This is a genomic window from Holophagaceae bacterium (assembly GCA_016720465.1).
Taxonomy (GTDB): Bacteria; Acidobacteriota; Holophagae; order Holophagales; family Holophagaceae; genus JANXPB01.
In genome coordinates this window covers 852,248-875,687 of sequence record JADKKO010000001.1, presented here as the reverse complement: position 1 = coordinate 875,687, position 23,440 = coordinate 852,248, and the positions used below count along the sequence as shown (strand labels likewise).

The 23,440-nt window shown below is 64.1% G+C and carries 16 protein-coding genes and 1 tRNA gene; 9 read left to right on the top strand and 8 right to left on the bottom strand.

Annotated elements, in window-relative coordinates; translation table 11 throughout:
• Positions 1-10: 10 nt before the first annotated feature.
• From egtD to IPQ13_03880, 3 genes are read right to left on the bottom strand one after another with little or no spacing between them, the layout of a single operon-like run.
• Complete coding sequence (gene egtD / locus IPQ13_03890) at positions 11-958, bottom strand: L-histidine N(alpha)-methyltransferase (protein ID MBL0210045.1); 948 nt, start codon at positions 956-958, stop codon at positions 11-13.
• Positions 959-991: 33 nt separating this feature from the next.
• On the bottom strand, positions 992-2,152 hold the full coding sequence (locus IPQ13_03885) for an ergothioneine biosynthesis protein EgtB (GenBank protein MBL0210044.1): 1,161 nt from the start codon (positions 2,150-2,152) through the stop codon (positions 992-994).
• On the bottom strand, positions 2,149-3,006 hold the full coding sequence (locus IPQ13_03880; protein ID MBL0210043.1) for a kinase/pyrophosphorylase: 858 nt from the start codon (positions 3,004-3,006) through the stop codon (positions 2,149-2,151). The genes IPQ13_03885 and IPQ13_03880 overlap by 4 nt, the downstream gene beginning before the upstream one ends.
• Here IPQ13_03880 and IPQ13_03875 point away from each other — a divergent pair.
• From IPQ13_03875 to IPQ13_03865, 3 genes are all read left to right on the top strand, one after another.
• A complete protein-coding gene (locus IPQ13_03875; protein ID MBL0210042.1) occupies positions 3,005-4,156 on the top strand; it encodes a hypothetical protein in 1,152 nt (383 codons plus the stop codon). The genes IPQ13_03880 and IPQ13_03875 overlap by 2 nt on opposite strands.
• A 110-nt stretch (positions 4,157-4,266) precedes the next feature.
• Entirely contained in the window at positions 4,267-5,979 is a 1,713-nt protein-coding gene (nadE, locus tag IPQ13_03870) for an NAD(+) synthase (protein MBL0210041.1), read from the top strand.
• A 72-nt stretch (positions 5,980-6,051) separates the two neighbouring features.
• Positions 6,052-6,139 (top strand) — tRNA-Leu (locus IPQ13_03865).
• A 318-nt stretch (positions 6,140-6,457) separates the two neighbouring features.
• Here IPQ13_03865 and IPQ13_03860 read toward each other — a convergent pair.
• Positions 6,458-7,270: a hypothetical protein gene (locus IPQ13_03860; protein MBL0210040.1), complete on the bottom strand. Its 813-nt coding sequence runs from the start codon at positions 7,268-7,270 to the stop codon at positions 6,458-6,460.
• 154 nt (positions 7,271-7,424) lie between these two features.
• On the opposite strand from IPQ13_03860, the gene IPQ13_03855 reads away from it, so the two are divergent.
• From IPQ13_03855 to IPQ13_03840, 4 genes are all read left to right on the top strand, one after another.
• Positions 7,425-10,124, top strand: a complete 2,700-nt coding sequence (locus IPQ13_03855) for a polysaccharide deacetylase family protein (protein MBL0210039.1) — start codon at positions 7,425-7,427, stop codon at positions 10,122-10,124.
• A 78-nt stretch (positions 10,125-10,202) separates the two neighbouring features.
• Positions 10,203-11,018: a crotonase/enoyl-CoA hydratase family protein gene (locus IPQ13_03850; GenBank protein ID MBL0210038.1), complete on the top strand. Its 816-nt coding sequence runs from the start codon at positions 10,203-10,205 to the stop codon at positions 11,016-11,018.
• A gap of 75 nt (positions 11,019-11,093) precedes the next feature.
• Positions 11,094-12,974 (top strand): CocE/NonD family hydrolase, encoded by a 1,881-nt coding sequence (locus IPQ13_03845; protein MBL0210037.1) that lies wholly within the window; start codon positions 11,094-11,096, stop codon positions 12,972-12,974.
• A complete protein-coding gene (locus IPQ13_03840; GenBank protein ID MBL0210036.1) occupies positions 12,974-14,851 on the top strand; it encodes a CocE/NonD family hydrolase in 1,878 nt (625 codons plus the stop codon). Before IPQ13_03845 ends, IPQ13_03840 begins: the two co-directional genes overlap by 1 nt.
• A 43-nt stretch (positions 14,852-14,894) precedes the next feature.
• Here IPQ13_03840 and IPQ13_03835 read toward each other — a convergent pair whose 3' ends face one another.
• The 4 genes from IPQ13_03835 to IPQ13_03820 form a co-directional block, all read right to left on the bottom strand.
• Entirely contained in the window at positions 14,895-15,626 is a 732-nt protein-coding gene (locus IPQ13_03835; protein MBL0210035.1) for an ABC transporter ATP-binding protein, read from the bottom strand.
• 85 nt (positions 15,627-15,711) lie between these two features.
• Positions 15,712-16,953 (bottom strand): MFS transporter, encoded by a 1,242-nt coding sequence (locus IPQ13_03830; protein ID MBL0210034.1) that lies wholly within the window; start codon positions 16,951-16,953, stop codon positions 15,712-15,714.
• Positions 16,950-18,065, bottom strand: coding sequence for a thiolase family protein (locus tag IPQ13_03825; protein ID MBL0210033.1), 1,116 nt, complete (start codon positions 18,063-18,065; stop codon positions 16,950-16,952). The genes IPQ13_03830 and IPQ13_03825 overlap by 4 nt, the downstream gene beginning before the upstream one ends.
• 17 nt (positions 18,066-18,082) lie before the next feature.
• Complete coding sequence (locus IPQ13_03820; protein MBL0210032.1) at positions 18,083-18,742, bottom strand: YdcF family protein; 660 nt, start codon at positions 18,740-18,742, stop codon at positions 18,083-18,085.
• Positions 18,743-18,926: 184 nt separating this feature from the next.
• Here IPQ13_03820 and IPQ13_03815 point away from each other — a divergent pair, with 184 nt between their 5' ends.
• Complete coding sequence (locus tag IPQ13_03815) at positions 18,927-22,070, top strand: hypothetical protein (protein ID MBL0210031.1); 3,144 nt, start codon at positions 18,927-18,929, stop codon at positions 22,068-22,070.
• Entirely contained in the window at positions 22,070-23,440 is a 1,371-nt protein-coding gene (gene dnaB / locus IPQ13_03810; protein ID MBL0210030.1) for a replicative DNA helicase, read from the top strand. The genes IPQ13_03815 and dnaB overlap by 1 nt, the downstream gene beginning before the upstream one ends.

Genomic DNA, 23,440 nt, shown 5'->3' with positions numbered 1-23,440 from the left:
AAATGGCGTTTCAGCACCGGGCGAGATGCAGGGCGAACCACCTCTGATCGTCTGTCCAGGTGCGTTCCAGCGCCCAGCCTGCGTCGCCGAGAATGGCTTCGCCCATGCCCGGCCGGTACTTGTAGCTGTTCTCGGTATGGATGCGTTCACCCTCCTCCAGGCTGATCTCCAGGTCCAGGGCGCGTATGCAGACGGATTGCCGGGCCCGGCTTTGCAGGTGCATCTCCATGCGCGACTCGGCCCCGTTCCATAGCGCGATGTGGCGGAAGGCGTCCAACCTGAAATCCGCGCCCCATTCGCGGTTGAGCCTGGCCAGCAGGTTCAGGTTGAACCTGGCGGTGACGCCAAGGCCGTCGTCGTAGGCGGGAACGAGGATGGAGGGCGCCTTGACGAGGTCCATACCGATGAGCAGCGCATCCCCGGGCTGGAGGGCTTCCCGCACGGATCGTAAAAATTCCGTGGCGTGTGCTGGATCGAAATTGCCGATGGTGGAACCCAGGAACAGCACCAGGCGCCGCGTCCCACGCCGTTCCAGCGAGGTCAGGCCATCCAGATAATCTCCATGGACAGGCCGCACCTCGAGCGGAGGAAAGCTTGCGGCCAAAGCGGATCTGGCCTGCTCCAGGGCCGAGTCGCTCACGTCGATGGGGGCGTAGGCGCCGTGTCCCTGGCGTTCCAGGAGCGCCTTCAGAAGCAGGTGCGTTTTCACGGAACTGCCGGAGCCCAGTTCGACCACCTCGAGGTCCGTCCCGGCCGCCTGGAGCATGTCCGCCGCATGCCGTTCCAGGATCCCGCGCTCAGTCCGCGTGGGGTAATACTCGGCCAGTCCGGTGATCTGGTCGAAGAGGGCCGATCCTTCCGCGTCGTAGAAGAGCGTCGGCGGCAGGCGCTTGGGAACGGAAAGAAGGCCAGTCCGGACTTCATCCATCAGGGCAGGGGCGATGCGGGATGCGGGCATCGGATCAGGCTAGACGGGTGGCGTCATTTCCGTCTACCGCGCCAACCGCAATCCTGAGAACTGCCACCGCGCGGAAGGCGGGAAAAAATTCCGATAGGTGGGGCGGATGTGGCCCGGAGGCGTGGCGACGCTGCCGCCCCGCAGCACCATCTGGCCGCTCATGAACTTGCCGTTGTATTCGCCCACGGCGCCTTCCGCGATCCGGAAGCCCGGGTAGGGCAGGTAGGCGCTGGCGGTCCACTCCCACACATCGCCGGAAGTTTGTGCGGGGGCTGGATGGCCCGACGCGGCCTCCCATTCGAATTCCGTGGGCAGCCGCGCGCCGGCCCATCGTGCATAGGCATCCGCTTCGTAATGGCTCAGATGGCAGACCGGCCTCCCAGGATCCAGCTCCTGCTCTCCCTGGAGGGTGAAGACCTTCCAACCCTCTTCGGATTTCCGCCAGTGCAGCGGCGCATCCCAGCGCTGGGCGCGGACGGCGTCCCAGCCGTCCGAAAGCCACAGCTCGGGTTTCGCATAGCCGCCATCATGCATGAACTCGAGATACTCCCCGCTGCTGACGGGCCTCGAGGCGAGTTCGAATGCGTTCACGAAAACTTTGTGGCGTGGCCCCTCGTTGTCGAAGGCGAATTGTTTCCCGCCATGGCCGATGGCGCGCAGGCCTTCGTCGAAGGCGATCCACTTCGACGGTGGCGCCGGGGTCGGCGCGCTCGTCGGGGCAGGGCGGTAGGCGGGCTTGAGGGGCTGGGATCCCAGCAGGTATTTGATGTCGGTGAGGATCAGCTCCTGGTGCTGCTGCTCGTGGTTCAGGCCCAGCTCCAGGAGTGCCGGGTCCGGGCCGGGCGAAGTTTGTAGAAAGGCCTCCATGGCCGCATCCACATGGCGCCGGTAGGCGAGGATTTCCTGAAGTCCGGGCCGCGTCAGGAGGCCGCGCTGGTTTCGCGGCTGGCGCTGGCCGATGGCGTTGTAGTAGCTGTTGAAGAGGAAGCCGTAGGCGGGATCGAAGAGGCGGTAGTCCCGCAAACCGGGAACGAGAATGAAGGTCTCGAAGAACCAGGTGGTGTGCGCCAGATGCCACTTGGTCGGGCTGGCGTCGGGCATGGCCTGGACCACCTGGTCTTCGGGCGTGAGGGGCGCGGACAGCTCCGTGGTCTTTCCGCGGACGGCCAGGTACCGCGGGAGAGCTCCGCTCATACCGCCCTCTCCTTGCCGAAGACGCGGTCCAGCACGAGGCCCGCGGTCTCTTCGATGCTCTTCCCCGTCACATCGATGAGCGGCCAGCGGCGGTGCTGCCTGAAGACGCCCTCGGCGTAGGTGAGTTCTTCCAGGATGTGCCCCATGTCGCTGTACTTGTCCGCGAACCCGCCCGCGCCAAGCCGCGACAGGCGGTTCAGTCGGATCTCCTGCAGCCGGTCAGGCTGGATGGTGAGACCCACGATGCGGCCCTGGGGGATCTTGTCCAGGTCCGGCGAGACAGGCACGCCGGGCACCAGGGGCACGTTCATGACCCGGTAGCCCTCCATGGCGAGATACATGGAAAGGGGTGTCTTGCTGGTGCGGGAAAGGCCCACCAGCACGATGTCCGCGGTGGCGATGCCCGAAAGGTCGGCGCCGTCGTCGTACTTCAAGGCGAATTCGATGGCTTCGATGCGCTTGAAATAGCGGTCGCCCACCGCGTGGAACAGGCCCGGGCGTTCGTCGGGGCTCTCCCGCAAGTAGAGTCCCAGGGTGTTGAGCAGGTCCCCGAAGAGATCCACCTGGGTGAGCCGCAGGTCCGCGCAGCGCCGGTCGAGGAAGATGCGCTGCTCCCGGCTCACGATGGTGTGGACGATCACAGCCCGCTTTTCCGCGGCCAATTGCAGGATCCGCTCGATGTCCTCCTGGGTGTAGACGTTCTGGAAACGCCGCAGGACCGAGACATCGCCGGAGTGGAACTGCGTGAGCGCGGCGGCCACCATGCGCATGGCGGTTTCGCCGGAACCCCCGGACAGGATGTAGATGGGATGCTGATCCATGGAACAAGCGTAATCTGAGGGCAGGAATTCCATGAAACTTCCCGCTGACTCGCTCATCGCCATGGCCATCCCGGTGGGGATGCTGCTGTTCGGCGCGGCGATTTTCGGCATCCGCGTCTTCCGCAACCGCCGCTCGCCCAAGGAAGATCCCGAGCTGCTGGTGCTGGGTGCCGTGAGCCGGAGCCTCCACGAGCGGGGCGAATTGGCGGCGACCCTGGGGCAATTGCGCACGGTCCATGAAAAATTGGTGGATGCGCTGCCGTTCGGGCTGCTGTGGGTGGACCATAAGAACCAGGTGGCGGCGCTCAATTCCATGGGCCGCGAACTGCTGGGCGTGAAGCCCGGCGTGGTGGGCCTGGATGCCGCCTTCGTGCTGGAGCCATTCCCGTGGCTGTTGGAAGGCCTTCACGGGGACCCGGGCCCGGGCTGGCGTTGCGAGGGTTCCAATGCCCAGGGGGCCCTTAAGCGCTGGCGGCTACGGCGGATCGCGGCTCCGGACCAGGTGGGCGCACTGCTTTCCTTCGAAGACATCACCGAGCAGGAGGCCGAGGACCGCCGCCGCCAATTGCGGGAGCGCTTCGCCGAATTGGGCGAGATGACCGCCGGCGTGGCCCACCAGTTGAAGAACGGCCTCGCGGTGCTCAAGGGCCACGGCCAGTTGCTCTATCGCGCGGGCCATGTGGACGTTTCCAAAGACCTGCTGGATGAAGTCGACGAACTGGAACGGGTCATCCAGAAATTCCTGCAATGGGCCAAGCCGCTGGAGCCCGAGTACTCGGAAACGAGGCTGGAAGAAGTGGCTGGCGCCGTCATCACAGAGATCGAAAAACGGCCCCTCAGCCATGGCCGCGTCTTGAAGCTGGAAGGCCAGGGACTCGCCATGGCGGATCCGATGCTCCTGCATCAGGCGCTGCTGAATCTCCTGGAGAACGCCTGCCAGGCCACGCCCCGGGGCGGCGAGATCCGCGTGGTGGTGGAAGACGCCCGCATCCAGATCCTCGACCAGGGAGTTGGTCTGGGCGAGGACACCTTGCTGCGGATGCTGCGGCCCTTCGAAAGCGGCCGCCCCGACGGCACCGGCCTCGGACTGCCACTCGCCTTGAAGTGGATCAACGCCCAGGGCGCGGATCTGCGGTTCGAAAAGCGCGAAGAAGGCGGCACCCGGGTGGAGATCTGGTGGTGAGCCGGATCTGAGGCATGAGGCGCAAGGGATGAGGTCCAATCTTGGCCGCGCCGATCGAGCGGGCCTTATTTACCTCATCCCTCGTGCCTCAGACCTCATAACCTAGATGCATGCGAATCGCTCTGCTCCAACTGAATCAGCGGCTCGGCGATCCGGCCACGAACGGTGCGGGGATCGAAGCGGCCTACGCCAAGGCCGTGGCGGAAGGCGCCGAGCTGGTGGTGACGCCGGAATTGGCGATGGCCGGGTACCTGGCCGAGGACCGGATGTGGGAAGCCGGCCTGCGGACCCGGGTGGCCGAAGCATCCAGGCGATTGGCGAACCTCAGCGGGACGGTGCCTCTGGTCCTCGGGACCTTCAGCCCGAGCCCCACCGGCCGCCTGTTCAATGAATTGTGGTGGTGCCAGGACGGCGCCATCCGCCAGGTCGTCCGGAAACGGCTGCTGCCCAGTTACGACGTGTTCGAGGAACACAGGTGGTTCGAGCCTTCACCGGAACTGCCGAAGCTCATCGAGCATCTCGGCCACCGCATCGGCCTGTCCATCTGCGAGGACCTGTGGGCCGACCGCAACTTCAGCGGCGCCGCGGTCCATTACGCCTGCGATCCCATCGCTGATCTCGCCGGGGCGGGCGCCACCCTGCTGCTGAACGCCTCCGCCAGCCCGACGATGCTCGGCTCCTGGCTCCCGGCCGGCAGGACCGCGCCCTGGGCCATCGCATCGAAGGAGCAGCAGCGGAAGACCTTGATCCAGGGTCTCGCGAAGACCCACGGCATGCCCCTGGTCTACGCGGACCGGGTGGGTGCCGAGAGTTGGCTACTCTTCGACGGCGGCTCCTGTCTGGCGCAGCCGGACGGGACCTGGCAGGGCGGGCGGCGATTCACCGAAGGCATCGTGTGGGTGGATACCGAGGCGGCCGGGTCATCCTGGCCCGCCAGTCCGGAGGAGGGCCCATGGCTGCGCGATGCCCTTCACCTGGGTTTGCGGGACAACTTGGCCAAGCAGGGCTTGGAAGCAGTGGTCATCGGCCTTTCCGGCGGCATCGACAGCTCGGTGGTGGCAGCGGTCGCAGTGGATGCTCTTGGGCCGGACCGCGTCCTGGGCGTGGCTTTGCCGACGGCGTATTCCAGCGGCGAAAGCCTGAGCCTGGCGAAGGACCAGGCCGACCGCCTGGGGATCAAGTTCATCTGCCTCGATGCGGACACGCCTTTTGCTGGAGCAGCCGCAGCCATGAAAGGCGCCTTTCCGGACCGCGCGTTTACGATCACCGACGAGAACCTGCAGAGCCGGGCCCGGGCCATGCTGCTCATGGCCCTCACCTCGGAACCCGAGGTCCACACACTGCTGGGCACCCCGCGGGTCGCGGTGCTCAACACGGGCAACAAGAGCGAAGCTGCCACGGGCTACTTCACGCTGTACGGGGATGGCATCGGCGCCTTTGCCATCCTTGGCGATTGCCTGAAGGCCCGCGTCTACGGGCTGGCGCGTGAACTGGGAGACGCCATCACGCCGGGCATCCTCAGCAGAGTTCCCACCGCCGAGCTACGCCCTGGCCAGACCGACGAGGCGAGCCTCGCGCCCTACGCCGTGCTTGATGCCATCCTGGGCGCGGTGATCGAGGCGCAGCGACCTGAGGAAGGCCTCGCGGACGATCTCGCATTGTTGATGGAGGGCGCCGACCTGGAGTCCGCCCGAAAAGCCCTGCCGCGCATCCTGGGCCTCTTGCGCCGCACAGAGTTCAAGCGCCGGCAGCTTCCCTTCAATCTGAAAGTGAGCCCCAAGGCCTTCGGGCAGGGCAGGCGGATACCGTTGACGGCGCTTTAAGGATGCGGGCAATGGGCGGTGGTTGAATCATCCCCTTTGAAAACCCGCGCCAGCCCGGTATCCTAGCCCCATGCCGGTGTGGCGAAATTGGTAGACGCGCTAGACTCAAAATCTTGTTAGGCGACCCCTAGTGCCGGTTCGAGTCCGGCCACCGGCACCAAGAATGAAGGCCCCATCCGGGGCCTTTGAAATAGGTGGTCGGACTCGAATCGAGGATGGCGTGCAGGTAAGGAAAGACGGAGGACGCATGCGTCCGCAGTCGGTCCCCGAAGGGGATTCCCGTGCGCAGCCAGCCACGCGGCGGGCACCGGAGTCCGGCCACCGGCACCAAAACCCCCGTGGGGTGACGAAGCAGAGTGCACAAAGCACTCTGCGAAGTCGGGAACCCACGTGGGGTTTTTCACGACCGAGTAGATAGAGGTGCTCAAAAGAGGCTTTGAACCAGGTGGTCGGACTCGAATCGAGGGTGTCGTGGCCCCTACTTCACCACCAGCCCGCCATTCACAGTGCTCATGCGGATGACCTGCTTGCTGCCGGGAAAGGTGGCTTCCACCTGGTGCTTCGTGGCGGTCACTTGTTCGGCGCCTTTGGTGTTGACGGAGACCCGGCCGTTGACCGTGGTGGCCCGGAATGATCCTTCCAGCTTCGCCATGGTCACGTTCAGACCTCCATTCACCGTGGACAGCTCGATGCCTTGGCCCATTCCGTCCAAACCCTTGCCCGAAATGCCGCCATTGGTGGTGGAGGCCTTGATGGCGCCGCGCACATTGTCCAGGGAGATGCCCCCGTTCACGGTCTCGGCGGTCAGGCCATGATTCAGATCCTGGGCCTCGATGGCGCCATTGACCGTTTGACAATCCGCTTTTGCTTCGAGTCCGGTCAGCGTGATGCGGCCATTGACGGTGTCAATATGGGCCAGCACATTGCGGGGCACCTTGAGTTCCATCTCGCAGACTGCGCCGCGGTAGCTTCCCCATCCAGATTGGTGTTTGGGATATTCGCCGCGGATTTCCAGGCCCTTGGGGCTGGATTCGAACACCACCTTCACCTGCTCATCCTTGCTGCTGGGCTTGAACTGGCCCGTGAAAGCCACTTCGGCCCGGTCCCAGGTATCCACCTTGATGCGTCCGTTGGTGTTCTTGATGGAGAGGTTCGAGCCGTTGGCCAAGGCCACCGTATGGCTCTCGGTGACAGCTGCGGCCTGGGCAGGCTGGAGGACGAAGGTCTGGGCGCCCAGGGCCGTGGCTGCGAGGGCCAGGATGAGGGAAGCGACGGGGCGGAATGCGGGCATGGATGCCTCCTGGAAGGGTTTCGAGGAGGCAATACGTCAGTTTTCGTACCTGGTTTAGGGGATAAACCGTCAATGTTGATGCAGCCACAAACCCGATGCGCGTGTCGTTAGACTGGCCCTTCAGACATTCATGCAAACCCAACCGGAATTCTCGATGAAAAAGACACTCGCTTTGTTGCTGTTTGCCGTGCTTGTCCTTGGAGGGATTGCCATCGGCTGGATCGCGCAGAGCAGGCCCCGCGTTATTCCCGCCATCACCGCCCAGGCCCGGCTGAAGGAGCTGATAGCGCACCCCAAGGCCAAGCCTGATGCGGAGCCGCTCCTGGCTGTGCTGCACGAAGCACTGGTGGGGTACAGGAGGCTCATCGTGCTCTTCGCGAATGAAAAATCGCTGCAGTCCGGGGAACGCGAACCCATAGATCGCATCGGGCACGCCATCTACTATGACAACCAGGCCCGCTCGGCCGTTCTGGAGCAGGCCATGGCAGTGGTGGCGGCCTCACCACACAACACGCGGTTCTCAGTGATGGATGAAGTGCTCACTTGGATCGAGGCGGGCGAGGGGCTATACGACGCCGACCGGCTGGCCTTTCGTGAAGATCTCCGGGCGCTCCTGCAAGGGGTCGCACAGGATCAGTCACTGCCGGCGGTGAAGCTGCACCGAAGGATCTCCGAGGACCTATCCGCCCTCGACGAGATTGAGGCCCTCTACGATAAGGAATTGAAGCAGATCTTCGGGCGCTTCGAGGAGCGTGGTATTGCGATTCAGCGCCAGCGTTGGGACGACTATGTGGCCAAGTTGAGCGCGCTTATCTCCCGGGAGCAGATCCTTAAGGACTACGGCATCATCATTCCCTACCCGCCCAAGACCGGCTTGGCGGATGATTCGCTGGAGATTACGGGCAAGTCGCTCCCCGCCAAGACCCTGATGCTCACCTTCGACGACGGGCCGCATGGAACCTATACCGAAGAAATCGCCATGGTCCTCAAGCAGTACGGTGTGCCCGGGCTGTTTTTCGAGCTGGGAGAGAACCTCGGCACCATCGGGGCCGACGGTCAGGCCAAGCCCGGGCGCCTCGCGGCCGTCAGCCGGAAACTGGTGGAGGCTGGATACCAGCTTGGGAACCACAGCTTCAGCCATGCGAACTTCGCCAAGCAGGATGACGCGGCGCTGAGGGATGAAGCTCTCCGCACCGCCGTGTTGCTCAAGGCTATACAGGGGGACGGCTCCCATCTATTCCGCTTCCCCTATGGGGCTCACTCAAGGACGGCCCTGGGCACCCTGGAAGGGATCCACTTGCGCTCCATGCTCTGGAACATCGACAGCCTGGATTGGGCCGATCCCGTGCCCAACTCCATCGCCGACCGCGTGTTCCGGGAAATCGACCGTGAGCAGCGCGGCATCGTGCTCTTCCACGACATCAATGCCCGTACGGTGAGGGCCCTTCCAGGCATCCTGGACCGGCTCATCGCCGATGGATACCGCTTCGCCACCTGGGATGGCACCGGCTTCAAAGTGGGGGAGGCCACGCTACCCGCCTCCGCCAAAACTGTCCCCACTACGGGCTACCGGGACAGCTGGGCCCTGGTGGTGGGCATCGACGAATACGCCAAGTGGCCCAAGTTGCAATACGCGGTGCGGGATGCGGAGGCGGTGCGCCGAGACCTAGTTGAGAAATTCGGCTTCGCCAAGGACCACGTCTTCATGTTGAAGAACCAGGAGGCCACCCGCGCCGCGATCCTGAACGTCCTCAATGGGCAGCTGGGCTCCAGCTCCCTCCAGCGGGACGACCGTGTCTTCGTGTTCTTTGCGGGCCACGGCGCCACGCGCAAGCTATCGTCGGGCCGGGATCTGGGTTACTTAGTGCCCGTGGATTCGGATCCCGCCAACGTAGCCACGGATGCCATCCCCATGACAGAGCTGCAGAACATCGCTGAAGCAATCCCTGCCAAACACGCGCTTTTCATCATGGACTCCTGCTACAGCGGCCTTGGGCTCACCCGGGGTGGGCCTTCTCAGAATTTCCTGAGGGAGAATGCCAAGCGCATCGGACGCCAGATGCTCACCGCCGGAGGCGCGGATCAGATGGTTTCCGATGGTGGACCTGGCGGGCACTCAATCTTCACCTGGACCCTGCTCCAGGGGCTTTCCGGCAAAGCGGATCTGAACGGCGATAGTTTCATAACGGCCACAGAGCTTGTGGCTTACATTGCCCCCGCCGTCTCATGTGTCTCCAAGCAGACGCCCGCGTTCGGCAGCCTCCCTGGTTCCGAGGGTGGCGAGTTCGTCTTCGAGCTCCCGGCGGAAAACGAGTTCCTGAGCCCCGGCACGAAGCAGCTTGAGAGCGCCGCCATAGCCCTAAACCAGAAGCTGGACGCCAGGTTTGAGATGATCAAGCAGCAAGGAGCGGCCAAGGCGCCTGCGCCGGTGATGGTAAAGACCCTCGAGGGTGGAGAGGCCAAGCTGGTGGCGGGCAAGCCCGTGGCTATGGCGCCGCGCCGGTCAGCCCAGCGAGCCAATGACCGGGGCCTCCAGGCCTTCAGGGAAAAGCGCTACGCAGATGCGGAAGCGGAATTCACGGAAGCCCTCAAGCTGAGGCCCGACTTCGCCCTGGCCGCAAACAACCTGGGCTTCGTCTACTACAAACAGGACAAGTTCGCTGAGTCCGTACGCTGGTTCGAGAATACGTTGCGAATGGACCCCTCCCGCGCCATCGCCTACTGCAACTTGGGTGACGCATACGCCAAGCTGGGTGACAAGGAAAAGGCTCGAAAGGCCATCCAAACCTTCCTTGAACTGGCCCCCAGTGCCCCCAACGCCGACTATGCCAAGGGCATGCTGAAGCAGCTGTGACCTTGATTCAATAGGCTAGCCAACGATCCGACCGCAATCATGGTCACAATTGGACGGCAATCATTCCAGGAGCCACCCATGCCTGACTTCACGACTTTGATCGTTGAACTGCAGCAAGGCATCGCCAGGATCCGGCTCAACCGGCCGGACAAGGCGAATTCCATGGACGAAGCGATGTGGCGTGAGATCGGCGAGGCCTTCCGATGGGCCGACGCAACGCCGGAAGCGCGCGTGGTGGTGCTTTCGGGCAACGGGCGGCATTTCTGCTCGGGCATCGACCTGGCCATGCTCATGGGCGTGCAGCAAGCCATCAAGGACGATTGCCAGGGCCGCGCCGCTGAGAAACTGCGCGGGTTGATCCTGCAATTGCAGGATTGCCTCAGCAGCCTGGAGCGCTGCCGGAAGCCGGTGCTGGCAGCCATCCACGGAGCCTGCGTCGGGGCTGGGCTGGACATGGTGGCCGCCGCGGACATGCGCTACTGCACCGCAAGCGCGCACTTTTCCATCAAGGAGATCGATATCGGCATGGTGGCCGATGTGGGCTCGCTCCAGCGCCTTCCCAAGCTGGTGGCGCCAGGCCTGGTGCGGGAATGGGCCTACACCGGCCGGAAGGTCAAGGCCCCGGAGGCCGCCGCCTGCGGCCTGGTGAACCAGGTCTTCGAATCCGATGAAACGATGGAGGCCGGTGTCCTTGAAATCGCGGCCCAGATCGCCGGGAAATCGCCCCTCTCCATCCGCGGCACCAAGGAGATGCTCAACTACACCCGCGACCACAGCGTGGCCGATGGCCTCGCGGCCATCGCCACCTGGAACGCTGCCATGCTTGTCTCTGAGGACATCCAAGCCGCCATGATGGCCGCCATGAGCAAGCAGGCACCTGTGTTCAGGGACTGAATCGAAGAACCATCGCATTACGATGCCAAACCCTGGTATCCTCGCTCCATCCTTTCTGGAGTCGCCATGAGGTTGATGCCGCGTGTGGGTTTGCGTTTGCCTTTGCTGCTGCTTCCGATCCTGTCCACGGTCCTGCCGGCCCAAGGGCTGGATTACGTGAAGGAACACTACTCCAAGCGCGAAGTGATGGTGCCCATGCGCGATGGCGCGGCGCTGTTCACCTGCATCTACACGCCCAAGGACACGGCGAAAACCTATCCGTTCATCATGCAGCGCACGCCCTACAGCGTGGCTCCCTACGGGGAGGGCAAGTTCAAGACGGACCTCGGCCCAACGGCGCTCTTCGGAAAGGAGGGCTTCATCTTCGTCTACCAGGACGTCCGCGGCCGCTTCCTGAGCGAGGGGACCTTCAACAACATGACGCCGCATCTGGAAAACAAAACCAAGCCCACCGATGTGGACGAGAGCAGCGACACCTACGACACCATCGAGTGGCTGCTCAAGAACGTGACCGGCAACAACGGCCGCGTTGGCATGTGGGGCATCAGCTATCCGGGCTTCTATGCCGCGGCGGGCATGATCGGCGCGCATCCCGCGCTGAAGGCCAGCTCGCCGCAGGCGCCGGTCACGGACTGGTTCACCGGGGATGATTTCCATCGCAATGGCGCGCTCTGGCTGCCCCACGGATTCAATTTCATGGCGACCTTCGGATTGCCGCGCCCGAAGCCGACCACCGAATGGGGCAGGCGCTTCGAGCATGGAACGCCGGACGGCTACGATTTCTTCCTGAACAAGATGGGCGCGCTGTCGAATGCCGATCCGCGCTTCCTGCATGGGCAGGTGGCTTTCTGGAACGAGATGATGGAACACCCGGACTTCGATGCGTTCTGGCAGTCGCGGAACCTGCGGCCCCACCTGAAGGACATCAAGCCGGCGGTGCTCACGGTGGGCGGCTGGTTCGACGCTGAAAACCTCTTCGGCGCCCTGCAGGTGCACGACAAAGTGGGCAAGCAGAGCCCTGCCACCACGAACTTCCTGGTGATGGGCCCCTGGGTCCACGGCGGCTGGAACCGCACGCCTGGAGACAAGCTCGGCGATGTGAAATTCGGCGCGAGGACATCCGAATACTTCCAGAAGGAGGTCGAATTCCCCTTTTTCATGCACTACCTGAAGGATGCGCCGGCGCCCAAGCTTTCCACTGCGACGGTCTTCGAAACCGGACGGAATGTCTGGCGGCACCTGGATCAATGGCCGCCCAGGACGGCGAAATCCACGGAAGTCTATTTCCAGCCTGGCGGCCGGCTGGGATTCGCGGTGCCCCCCCAGGGTGGGGGATTTGACGAGTACATCAGCGATCCGGCCCGTCCCGTGCCGTTCTGGCCGGGCATCGACACTGGGATGGTGAGGGAGTACATGGTGGCCGACCAGCGGTTCGTGTCCACGCGGCCGGATGTGCTGGTGTTCGAGACTTCGGTGCTCGACAAGGACCTGACCGTCGCCGGACCCATCCAAGTCCACCTCCGGGTCTCAGTGAGCGGCACGGATGCGGATTTCGTGGTCAAGGTCATCGATGTGTGGCCCGACGATTACAGAGATCCCGACGAGAAACTCCCGCCGCGGGCCAAATACAGTCCCTTGGGCGGCACGGAGCAGATGGTGCGGGGGGAAGTGATGCGCGGCAAATTCAGGGATTCGCTTTCGAAGCCTGAACCCTTCGAACCGGATGTTCCGACCGCCGTGGATTACCAGCTCAATGACATCTTCCACACCTTCCGGAAAGGCCACCGCCTGATGGTGCAGGTCCACAGTACCTGGTTCCCCTTGATGGACCGCAATCCGCAGGTGTTCCTGGATATCAACAAGGCCAAGGATTCTGATTTCAAGAAGGCCACGATCCGCCTCCACCACAACCGGGCCCAGGCTTCGAGCCTGGTGCTGCCGGTGCTGGAGCCGTGATGAAGCTGAGCTGTGCGCCATTCCTGATGCTTCCGGCCGTCCTGGCCGCCCAGGCGCCGGCGGCCAATCAGGTCCAGGAGCGCTACACCAAGCGGGAAGTGCTCATCCGGATGCGCGACGGCGTGCGCCTCTTCACGTCCATCTACGCGCCCAAAGACACTTCGAGAACCTACCCGGTGCTGATGCAGCGGACCCCCTACGGCGTGGCGCCCTACGGGCCGGACAAGTTCAGGCGGGAGCTGGGACCATCGCGGCGCTTCATGGAAGAAGGATTCATCTTCGTCTTCCAAGATGTGCGGGGCCGGATGATGAGCGAAGGCTCCTTCACTGAGATGACACCGCACAAGCCGCGCAAGGCTCCGAGGGACGTCGATGAGAGCACAGATGCTTTCGACACCATCGACTGGCTGGTCAAGAACCTTTCCACCAACGGCAAAGTCGGCCTGTGGGGCGTCAGCTATCCGGGTTTCTATGCCGCGGCGGGCATGATCGATGCCCACCCGGCCTTGGCGGCTGTATCGCCGCAGGCGCCTGTGACCGATATTTTCGAAGGCGACGATGACCATCACAACGGCGCGCTGTTCCTCAGCCAGGCCTTCGGATTCCAGACGTTTTTCGGCTGGCCCCGCCCCGCGCCCACCCAGGTCTGGCCGCCCGCGGACCGGCGCTTCGACCCTGGAACCGAAGATGGGTACCGCTTTTTCCTCCGCAGCGGCTCCCTGGAGGATCTCGATAAGAAATTCTTCAAGGGCGAAGTGAAGAGCTGGAGCGATGTCGTCGCGCATCCCAACCTCGACCCATATTGGAAATCCCGGAATTTGCGGCCCCACCTCAAGGACATCAAGCCGGCGGTGCTCATGGTGGGGGGATTTTTCGACGACGAGGATCCCTTCGGCCCGCTGCAGGTCGACCTGGCCCTGGGCCGCCAGAGTCCGCGCACCGAACGCCACCTGGTGATGGGTCCGTGGTACCACGGCGGATGGGGAGTCCCCGCATACCGCCGCCTGGGCAATGTGGATTTCGGTTCGGAAGTGTCCAAGCACTACCAGGAGGCCATCGAGTTTCCGTTCTTCATGCGCCATCTGAAAGGCGCTCCGGACCCCCAACTGCCGAAGGCGATGGTGTTTGAAACCGGCGCGAACCGTTGGGAGCGTTTCGATGCCTGGCCACCCAGAGAATCCAAGGCGGTGGCCTTGTACTTCCGGGAGGACGGGGCGCTGAGCCTGGGCTCGGCTGCGCCGTCCCCCGGCTCGGAATCCTGGATCAGCGATCCTGATAGGCCTGTGCCTTACACCCAGGACGTCGAACTGGACGTTTCAAAGGAATATGTGGTGGAGGACCAGCGTTTCGCATCGAGGAGGCCCGATGTGGCCGTGTTCCAGACCGAACCTCTCAAGGAAGACCTGAGGTTGGCGGGGCCCATCCACGCGCGCCTCAAGGTCTCCACCAGCGGCACCGACAGCGACTGGATCGTGAAGGTCGTGGATGTGTATCCGGACGATGCGCCGGACCTGGCCGGCCCCGGCAAGAATGAAGCGGGGGAGCCGGACAAGGTGCGGCTCGGGGGCACCCAGCAGCTCCTGCGCGCCGAAGTGATGCGCGGGAAGTTCCGCAATTCACTGGAGCACCCCGAACCCTTCGTGCCCGGCCAGCCGGCCCGGGTGGACTTTTCACTGAACGATGTGTGCCACACCTTCAAGGCTGGCCACCGCTTGATGGTCCAGGTCCAATGCACCTGGTTTCCGCTGGTGGACCGCAATCCCCAGACCTTCCTCCGCAATGGCAACCCGAAGGCGGGGGATTACCGAAAGGCCACGCAGAGGCTCCACTGGGGTGGAGAAGATGGATCGCGGTTGGTCCTGGGGGTGCTGAAGTAGCCGTCGAGGCGGACAACCGGGTCGCTGCCCGACGCCCCTAAGCCTACAGGCTCAGATGCGCCAAGTGCTCCGCGCTGGTGATGGGTTCGTTGGGCTCATCGTGGATGATCTTCCCGTCCCGGAGCTTCACGATGCGGTGGGCATGGCGGGCGATGTCCTCTTCGTGGGTGACGATGATGATCGTATTGCCCTTCTGGTACAGCTCTTCGAAAAGCGCCATGATCTCGATGCTGGTCTTGGAATCCAGGGCGCCGGTGGGTTCGTCCGCCAATAAAATGGAGGGATTGTTCACCAGGGCCCGCGCGATGGCCACGCGCTGCCGCTGGCCGCCCGAGAGCTGGTTGGGCATATGCTCGCCGCGGGTTCCAAGCCCGACATTCTCCAGGGCCTGGCGCGCCGCCGCATGGCGGTCCGCCGGGCTCATGCCCGCGTAGATCAACGGCAATTCCACGTTCTGCATGGCGGTGGTGCGGGCCAGCAGGTTGAAGGTCTGGAACACGAAACCGATCTCCTCATTGCGGATCTGGGCCAGCTCGTCATCGCTCATGGCCGAGGCCAATTTCCCGTTGAGCTCATAGGTGCCCTGGGTGGGGGAGTCCAGGCAGCCGATGACGTTCATCATGGTGGATTTGCCGGATCCCGAGGGCCCCATGATGGCCACGTATTCGCCCCGGCTGATGGAGAGGGAAACCCCGTCGAGGGCGCGCACCTCCATATCGCCCATCACATAGACCTTGGTGATGTCCTTGAACACGATCAGCGATGAGTCGGTCATGTCGGTTCCCCGTGGTTCCAGCATCTAGAGTGAGGCCTAGGCGCCCCGTTTGGCTAGGATGGCTTCGCGCGGGAGGGCGGATGGTTTAGGCCGGCCCTCCGGCCTGCTGGTCCATGGGGTTTTGCCGTCTTCGAAGGAAAAGGGTCAATCCGAGGGCCGAAGCCAGCAGGATGAGGCCATCCGCCAGAATCACGAGCCTGGGGCCCTGGTTGCCTAGGCGTTGGGCGACTTCACCGGCGGCCAAGGTGCCAAGGGGCGTGATGCCGATGACAGCGGTGAGGTAGATGGCATTCGCCCGTCCCCGCAAGCCTGGCGGGATCTTCCGCTGGATCGTGCCGCTCATGAGCGACAAGCCCGTGGCCTGGAAGGCCCCCATGATGAACATGGCCGGGAAGGCGGCGCCGGGATGCGCAAGTCCGCCCAGAAGCCCGAGCCCGAGGCCGAATCCTCCGAACGCCAAGAGGATGCGGGGGAAGCGGTCGCGGCCTGACACATCCCGCGCCACGGCCAGGGATCCCAGCACCGCCCCGAGGCCAAAACACGAGAGCAGGCCCGCCACGCCCCGTTCTCCGAGACCCAAGGCCCTGGCGCCGAAAACGGGGAGCAGAGGGAAGTAGCTCCAGGCGAAAAAGCCCCAGACACCTGCGATGACCAGCAGGGCCGAGAGCTGCGGATCGGCCCGGAAGGCCCTGAAACTCTTGAGATAGGAACCCGGGTCAGCGGTGGGATGCTGGGACTGGGGCAGGCGCAGGCGGAGGCATACCACCACCAAGGCGAGGAAGGACAAAGCGTTGAGGCCGAAATTGCCTGCCGCGCCCACGATCGGGAACAGCGCAGCCGCTAGGGCGGGGCCGATGATGCGGCTGAGATTGAACTGGGCGGACATGAGTCCGAATGCCGCGGGGATCTTGTCCGGGGGGACCAGATCCCCGATCAGGCTCTGGCCCATGGGCATGCTCACCGCGGCTCCCAGGCCGCTGGCCATAGCGAAGAACAGCAGCCTCGGAAGGGTGAGCTGGTGGAATGCCGCGAGCAGGCACATGGCCAGGGCCAGCAGCATGAGAAACACCTGCGCCGAGGCCAGGGCTTTTCTCCGGTCGAGGCGGTCCGCCAGGCTCCCGCCCAGGGGGGTGAAGATCAGCACCGCGATGCCCGAAGCGAATCCCAGCCGACCCGCCCACCGCGCCGCCAGGGGCCCCGCCAGCAGATAGACGAGCCATTGTTCCGAAAAGATCTGCACCCAGTTCCCGATGTTGGAAGCCAGGGCCGCCAGCAGGAAATTGCGCAGCGGACGCTCCTTCCAGACGGGGACCCGGGCCCCGCTCAAGGAGTGGCTTCCAGGAGCAGGGCGAGACCCAGGCCGCCCCCGATGCCGAGCGTCGCCACACCCAGGCCGCCGCCGCGCCGCCGCAATTGGTGGATGAGCGTCACGACGATGCGGATGCCCGAAGCTCCGATGGGATGTCCCAGGGCAACCCCTCCACCGGCCACGTTGAGTTTCCCTGGATCCAGATCCAGTTGTTGGACACAGACCAGGACCTGGGCCGCGAAGGCTTCATTGATTTCCCACAGATCGATGTCGCCCACCGCAAGGCCATGCTCTGCGAGCAACCTCCGCACCGCAGGCACGGGCGCTTCGCCCATGTCCATGGGGTCCACCGCGGATTCGCTCCAGCCCAGGACGCGCGCCAGCGGAGACTGGCTTCCCGCCCCCTGGCCTCGTCCGAGTAGCACCGCGGCGGCGCCGTCGGAAAGGGCCGACGCATTGCCGGCGGTGACCTGGCCGTCCTTGCTGAAGACAGGCGGAAGAGCGGCAAGCGCTTCCAGCGAATTATCCGGCCGCACGCACTCATCGCTGGCGAGACGCGGATGGTTGACGAGTTCCGCTGAAAAATCCGCCGACCCGGCCCGGCGGTGGCTCCGCAGGGCGAAGGCGTCGCTGGCTTCCCGGGAGATGCCGCGCCTGGCCGCTAGCCTTTCGATGGTCTCGCCCATGAGCAGGCCGGTGACTGGGCAGCGCAGGCCATCCTGGTGCATCACATCCGGCAGATGGCGGTGGCCCATGCGATAGCCCCAGCGCAGGCCCGGCACCAGGTGCGGGGTGTCGCTCATGGCTTCGCTGCCGCCTGCCAGGACTGTCCCGGCGGCGCCGCCTTCCAGCACCAGAGCGCCGAAGATGAGGGCTTGGAGGCTGGAGCCGCAGGCCATGTTGAGGGTGGTGGCGGGCACCTCCACCGGCAGGCCTGCGCCGAGCGCGATGGTTCGGCCTGGGTTCATGCCCTGGGTGTGGCTCCGCGCCATGCCCCAAAAGAGGTGCGATGGATCTGGTCCGGCTTCTTCCAGCAGGCCTTGGACGCAATGCCGGCCCAGTTTGACGGCTCCTTCGCCCGCCAGGCTCCCGCCGTAGCGGCCCTGGGGCAGGCGCTTGGCTGCGAGCAAATGCACATCCTTCAACTTCATTGCACGGCCTTTTCCAAGGCAAGCGGCACTTGGGCAGGGTTTTGAGGCTCGCCCGGCGTCTGCTCCCGGGGACCCAGCCGGGTCGAGGGTGGGAACAGGGTGTCGACCAAAGCCTTGTGGCGGGCTCCGTATTCCCTGATCCAGAACCAGATCCGCGAACCCATGGTATGTTCCCGGGTGCTGTCCGGAACCCCGTAGATGTCAAGGCCCAGGCTGCTTCCGAGGTAGATCGCCCGGGCCATGTGGAAGTCGGAGGTGACCACGACCAGGCGTTGGAGTCCGAATATCACATTGGCCCGCTTCAGGCTGTCATAAGTCCTGCGGCCGGCGTAATCGGCGATGACCAGGTCGGGGGGCACGCCCTGCTTCAGGAACCACCTGCGCATCGCCTGGGGTTCGTTATAGCTGGCCGCCCGGTTGTCCCCGCTCACCAGGATCCAGGTCACCTTTCCGGTGCGGTAGAGATCCAGGGCCGCATGGAGCCGCCCTTCCAGCACGGCGGTGGGTTCGCCATCAGAGTAGATGCCGGCCCCGAGCACCAGCACCGGAGCTGAAAAATCCGGAGCCGCGGCCAGGGAGAAAACACGGCCCCGGCTATGGGACGGGAACCTTTCGGCAGTCCAGAACAGATCGCCCAAGAAGAGCAATGCGAGCATCAACCAGATCCATCGGGCACGCCGCCCGGGACGGGCGGGCGGCGCGGGGCGGGAACCAGCTGAATCGGAAGAAGCCATCGTGGGTTAGCATAGAACCTTCGACCCAAATCGAGACGCCCGCCTTGCCCATGACCCGCATGCATCAACTGATCCCGACAGGGGTCCTGAAGTGAATGGAAGCCGAATGAACCGATATGATCGAGCCAACAACGCCCTTGCTTTCCGGCATTTCGGCAATCTGTTCCCGTTAGCCCTCCCCGCCCTGCTCCTGGGCGCGGGCCTCGGATGCTTCCGGGCCACCGGGATCCAGCGAAGTTCCCTGGCGGGGATGGAAATCCCGGCGATCGGCGGAGACCGGCCCGCAGGCATGAAGGCCGAGGCGGCAGCCGGGGACTATTATCTGGGCAACGATTTCGTGGAACTGGCGGTGGATGGCACGCCCTTTGGATCGGGGCAGGCGGTGGCTGGGGCCGCGAGCGGCGGCAGCATCATCGACATCAGCTACATCGGCCTGGATACAAGCTTCAAGCGGGTGTCGATCCCGGGCGACATGCTGGACCGCCTCACCCCCGTGGTGAACCAGGATCCGGAATTGCCCCTCGTGTTCGACCATATCGCGCCGGTGGCCGGCAATGGCGATTACAGCATCCAGATGACCGGCTACCTGTTGGACACCAAGCACAAGCTGGGCGGCGCCACCTGGGATCCCACGGGCCGCGTGCAGGGCCTCACCGTTTCCCACAAGGTCACGCTCGGGACCACCGATCGGTTCTACACCCTGGAAACGACCGTCAAGAATTCCGGCGGCGCCACGGTATCGGTGCAAAACCTGGGGGATTTCCTGTATCAGATCGGGGGCGGACTTCGGATCGTGGTGCCGGCCGATGCCGATGCGGCAGGCTCCCCGTTGCCCTCGGACGCCTGGGGCGTCCAGATTCCAGGCAGCGATTTCGCCCACCCGCTCACCTCGAGCGTGCGGGCCGGGATGGCAGGATTCATCGGTGTGGAACCCGCGGCCGAAACCCTGGATTCCCACACGAGCCTCGGCATCCTGCCGCTGGATGCGGACCACCTCCTGGTGGCCTCGGATCCCCAAAACACGCTTTCTGAGAACCGGCCCGTCTTTCCGCAGCGAGTCGTGGTGGGAAGCCTCCCAGCGGGAAGCCTGGGCGCAGGCCAGTCCGTCACCTACAGGCGGAAACTCTTCATCGTCGGCGGCCAGAGCACGGGCAGCGCCGTGACGAACCGCTCGACCGGAATCTTCAACACCATGATGGTGGACCGGACCGCGAGGGCCACAACCCAGGAACTAGGCTCCGTGATCTACTCGACCTTTGGCACGGCCCAGATCGGCGGGGAGCTTCAAACCGAAATCAGGTTCGAGCGGAACCAAGGTACGGAGGCCGCCCCCATCTGGCGCCTCGAGCGTGTGGATTGGCTGGAAACCCCTGATAGTTCGCTGTCTTCGGTGGGCCAAGTTGGCACCACCCTGCCGGTCGGAAGCTACCGCGTCATCATCCGGAACAGGAACCAGAGCCACACGCAGACCCAGTTCACCAACGGCCTGGACACCACCATCCGCCCCGACCTTCAGACGCCGCTCATCATTGAAAAGTTCACCGGGAGCAATGAATTTTTCATAACCCAGCAGCTCGCGCCAGAGCGAGGAGACGTCGTCGTCCCCAATAATTCCCAAGGGGATTCATACATCGGCTCCAAAGTTGTTCCGCACGCCTTTTCCGCCAGGACAAAAGACATCACCACAGGCAATTTCCAGCCCTTGCGCTTCACCTTCGCTGGCCAAGGCTCCACGCCCGACCCGGCTTTCCAAAGGATCAGAAGCCTGGCGGGAGCATTCGATCCGGTCACAAAAGCGAAACTCGTCACCGGCGCGAATTTTGGCAGCTACCAGTTCCGGGCCGGAAACCAGCTCTTTGGCTCCTCGTTCGTACCTGGAGGGCTGCCTGGGGCCAGTTCCGCGATCGTTTCCTTCCCGTTGGGGAAATTCATGGCCTTCGCCACCCGCGGCCCCCTAGGCCATCTGGATTCCCAGGTGGTCGAAGCCACCACGGTTCCCGACTCGGGGGCCTTGTTCAGCCATTCCTTCATCATCGTTCCGGCGGCCACCCCGAGCGGCTGGGCGGCCTTCGACGTGCCCGGACCTTCCCAGGCCACGGGTGGCGGCATGCTGCCGGGCGAGATGCTTTCATCCGCATTGGCGGAGAATGTAAGCGTGGTTGGGCTCCTGGATACTGACCGTTTTCCGGATTCCGGCCAGATCTACAAGGACTTCGTGTCTGAGTTCAACCTCATCGGCCTGGATGCTTCCTACCGCACCGCCATCGGAACAGATCCTTTGGCATTTGGCGCCCGGAGCACGACTTTGGCCCAGGATGGCGTGGCCACCGCCTATTTCACTCCGGCGCCGCGGGCGGAACGCAACCGCGGCGCGAAACCCTCCCAAGGGTGGAACCTGGCGGATTTCATCAAACAGTCTGAGGGCTCCTATGTGGTCGTGCAGCGGCCCAGGGGCCCTCAAGGACTCTTCACCCTCCGCAATTTCAATCCCGCCGTGGCCCTTGGAACCGGAGTGAATGCCTGGTGGAATGCCACGGGCCCATTGTCCCAAGGCGCCACGAATGGCAGTTTCAATGCGATTGAACTGTTGCGCGCCGAAGGATTCAGCGCCACCAATCCGGATCCCTGGTTCACGGAATTCAAATCGGTCCGCCGCGACTGGTTCGCCCTGCTGAACCAGCAGACTCCGGCCACTTTCACGAAAGGGCTCGGACTCTCTTCGGGGGTCTACAGCCTCGATACGCCGGTTGGATTGGCCCGCACCTACCTGAAGCTGGGTTCGGCCATTCCCACGGATTCCGATCTAAGTCCTGTGCTCAACGCCCTGAAGAGCGGCGCTGCGGTTGCTTCCACGGGGCCTCTGCTGGATGTGAGCATCAACGGGACTGGCTCCGGCGGAATGGTGAGCGGCGCGGCGCAAAGCGTCTCCATCACCATCTACGCGCCGGACTGGGTCCCCCTGGACCAGGTCCGGATCATCGTCAACGGCGAGGTGGCCCAGACCCTGGACCCCAGCACCTTCAGCCCAGGGAGCGATTTCCGGCAACGCGGCACTTCGGTGGCCCTGAATCTGCCCGCTGCTAAAGATGCCTGGATCGTGGTGGAAGCCGGCGTTTCCCTCAGCCAGACCGGTCCCTACCGCGCCGGCTCGCCCTGGTCGAAGGTCCAGAAAGGCATCTACCCGATCGCCATCACGAATCCGATTTTCGTGGACGTGAATGGCGGCGGCTACGTTCCTCCTGGTCTTTGATGGCCACGGACTGGCTTCCGGACCAGCTTCCGGAGGACGTGGACGCGGAGCGGTCCCTCTTGGCCACGTGCTGCGCGCCGGGCGCTGAGAAGGACGCGGCCGACATCGTTTTCCAGCTCCGCGAGGAGGACTTCGTCCACCCCGCCCACCGCGCCGTCTTTCTGGGCCTCCGTTCCCTGATCGAAGCGCGGCTCGAGGTCAACGCCCTGACCTTGAAAGATGTGCTGGACCAGGAAGACACCCTCGGGAAAGTGGGCGGATTCCCTGGCCTCGTGGAACTGCTCAGCGCCGAAGAAGTGGGCCGCCCGCAGATCCTCGCGGAGCTGCTGGTGCGGAAGCGCAAGCTGCGCGACCTGATCCGCATCGGCGCCGGGATCGCCCGCCAGGCCGGCGCCGAAGAGGCTCCACCGGAAACCCTCATCGAGCAAGCCGCGCAGGACCTGTTCCGGCTCGCCCAGGGCGACCAGCGCAGGAAGGGCCTGGAGCACATCGCCGCGGTGGAAGCCGAAGCGATGCCTGCCTTGCTGGAGCGATTGGAAGGCCGGGGCTCCGCGGGGCTCCGGATGGGATTCGAGCGGTTCGACGACCTCACCCAGGGATTGCGCCCCGGTAATCTCGTGATCCTCGCGGCCAGGCCTGGAGTCGGCAAGACGGCGCTCGCGCTCAACTGGATGCTGCGTTCGGCCATGAAGCAGAACGCCCATGTCGCCTTCTTCTCCCTCGAGATGTCGTCGGAAGAAGTCTTCCTGCGCCTGCTCGCGGCGAAAGCGCGCGTGAACATGAAACGCGTCGAGGCTGGGAGTTTCAGCGACCAGGACCGGCATCACCTGGAAGAAGCCCGAAGCGAGCTGCTCGCACTTCCTGTGTTCATCAACGATCTCGCCAGCATCACCGTGCCCCAGATCATTTCGATGGTGGACAGGCACCTCAGCCAGGCGAACCAGAAGCTGGACCTGGTCATCATCGACTACTTGCAGCTGTTGAGCAGCCCCGACAGCTCCAGGGCGGCCAAACAGAACGAGGCCGTGCGCATCGGCGAGATTTCCCGCGGACTGAAGCTGCTCGCCAAGGACCACGGCCTGCCCGTGGTGGTGCTGTCCCAGCTCAACCGCGAAGTGGAGCACCGGACCGGGAACCGCCCCCAGCTATCGGATCTCCGCGACTCGGGCGCCCTGGAGCAGGACGCGGACATGGTCGCCTTTATCCACCGGCGCACCAACCCAGGCCCAGCCAATGAGGAACCCGAAAACGAAGCCGAGCTGATCATCGCCAAACACCGCAACGGTCCCACCGGCAGCATCCCCCTCTATTTCGAGGGCGAATACGCCACCTTCCGGGAACGGATCCGCGAGAGCGGACCCAACTACTGA

Excerpts from the sequence above, each read along its gene's own strand:
- egtD (MBL0210045.1), bottom strand. The coding sequence starts at position 958 with ATGCCCGCATCCCGCATCGCCCCTGCCCTGATGGATGAAGTCCGGACT.
- IPQ13_03885 (MBL0210044.1), bottom strand. The coding sequence starts at position 2,152 with ATGAGCGGAGCTCTCCCGCGGTACCTGGCCGTCCGCGGAAAGACCACG.
- IPQ13_03875 (MBL0210042.1), top strand. The coding sequence starts at position 3,005 with ATGAAACTTCCCGCTGACTCGCTCATCGCCATGGCCATCCCGGTGGGG.
- IPQ13_03880 (MBL0210043.1), bottom strand. The coding sequence starts at position 3,006 with ATGGAATTCCTGCCCTCAGATTACGCTTGTTCCATGGATCAGCATCCC.
- nadE (MBL0210041.1), top strand. The coding sequence starts at position 4,267 with ATGCGAATCGCTCTGCTCCAACTGAATCAGCGGCTCGGCGATCCGGCC.
- IPQ13_03860 (MBL0210040.1), bottom strand. The coding sequence starts at position 7,270 with ATGCCCGCATTCCGCCCCGTCGCTTCCCTCATCCTGGCCCTCGCAGCC.
- IPQ13_03855 (MBL0210039.1), top strand. The coding sequence starts at position 7,425 with ATGAAAAAGACACTCGCTTTGTTGCTGTTTGCCGTGCTTGTCCTTGGA.
- IPQ13_03850 (MBL0210038.1), top strand. The coding sequence starts at position 10,203 with ATGCCTGACTTCACGACTTTGATCGTTGAACTGCAGCAAGGCATCGCC.
- IPQ13_03845 (MBL0210037.1), top strand. The coding sequence starts at position 11,094 with ATGCCGCGTGTGGGTTTGCGTTTGCCTTTGCTGCTGCTTCCGATCCTG.
- IPQ13_03840 (MBL0210036.1), top strand. The coding sequence starts at position 12,974 with ATGAAGCTGAGCTGTGCGCCATTCCTGATGCTTCCGGCCGTCCTGGCC.
- IPQ13_03835 (MBL0210035.1), bottom strand. The coding sequence starts at position 15,626 with ATGACCGACTCATCGCTGATCGTGTTCAAGGACATCACCAAGGTCTAT.
- IPQ13_03820 (MBL0210032.1), bottom strand. The coding sequence starts at position 18,742 with ATGCTCGCATTGCTCTTCTTGGGCGATCTGTTCTGGACTGCCGAAAGG.
- IPQ13_03815 (MBL0210031.1), top strand. The coding sequence starts at position 18,927 with ATGAACCGATATGATCGAGCCAACAACGCCCTTGCTTTCCGGCATTTC.
- dnaB (MBL0210030.1), top strand. The coding sequence starts at position 22,070 with ATGGCCACGGACTGGCTTCCGGACCAGCTTCCGGAGGACGTGGACGCG.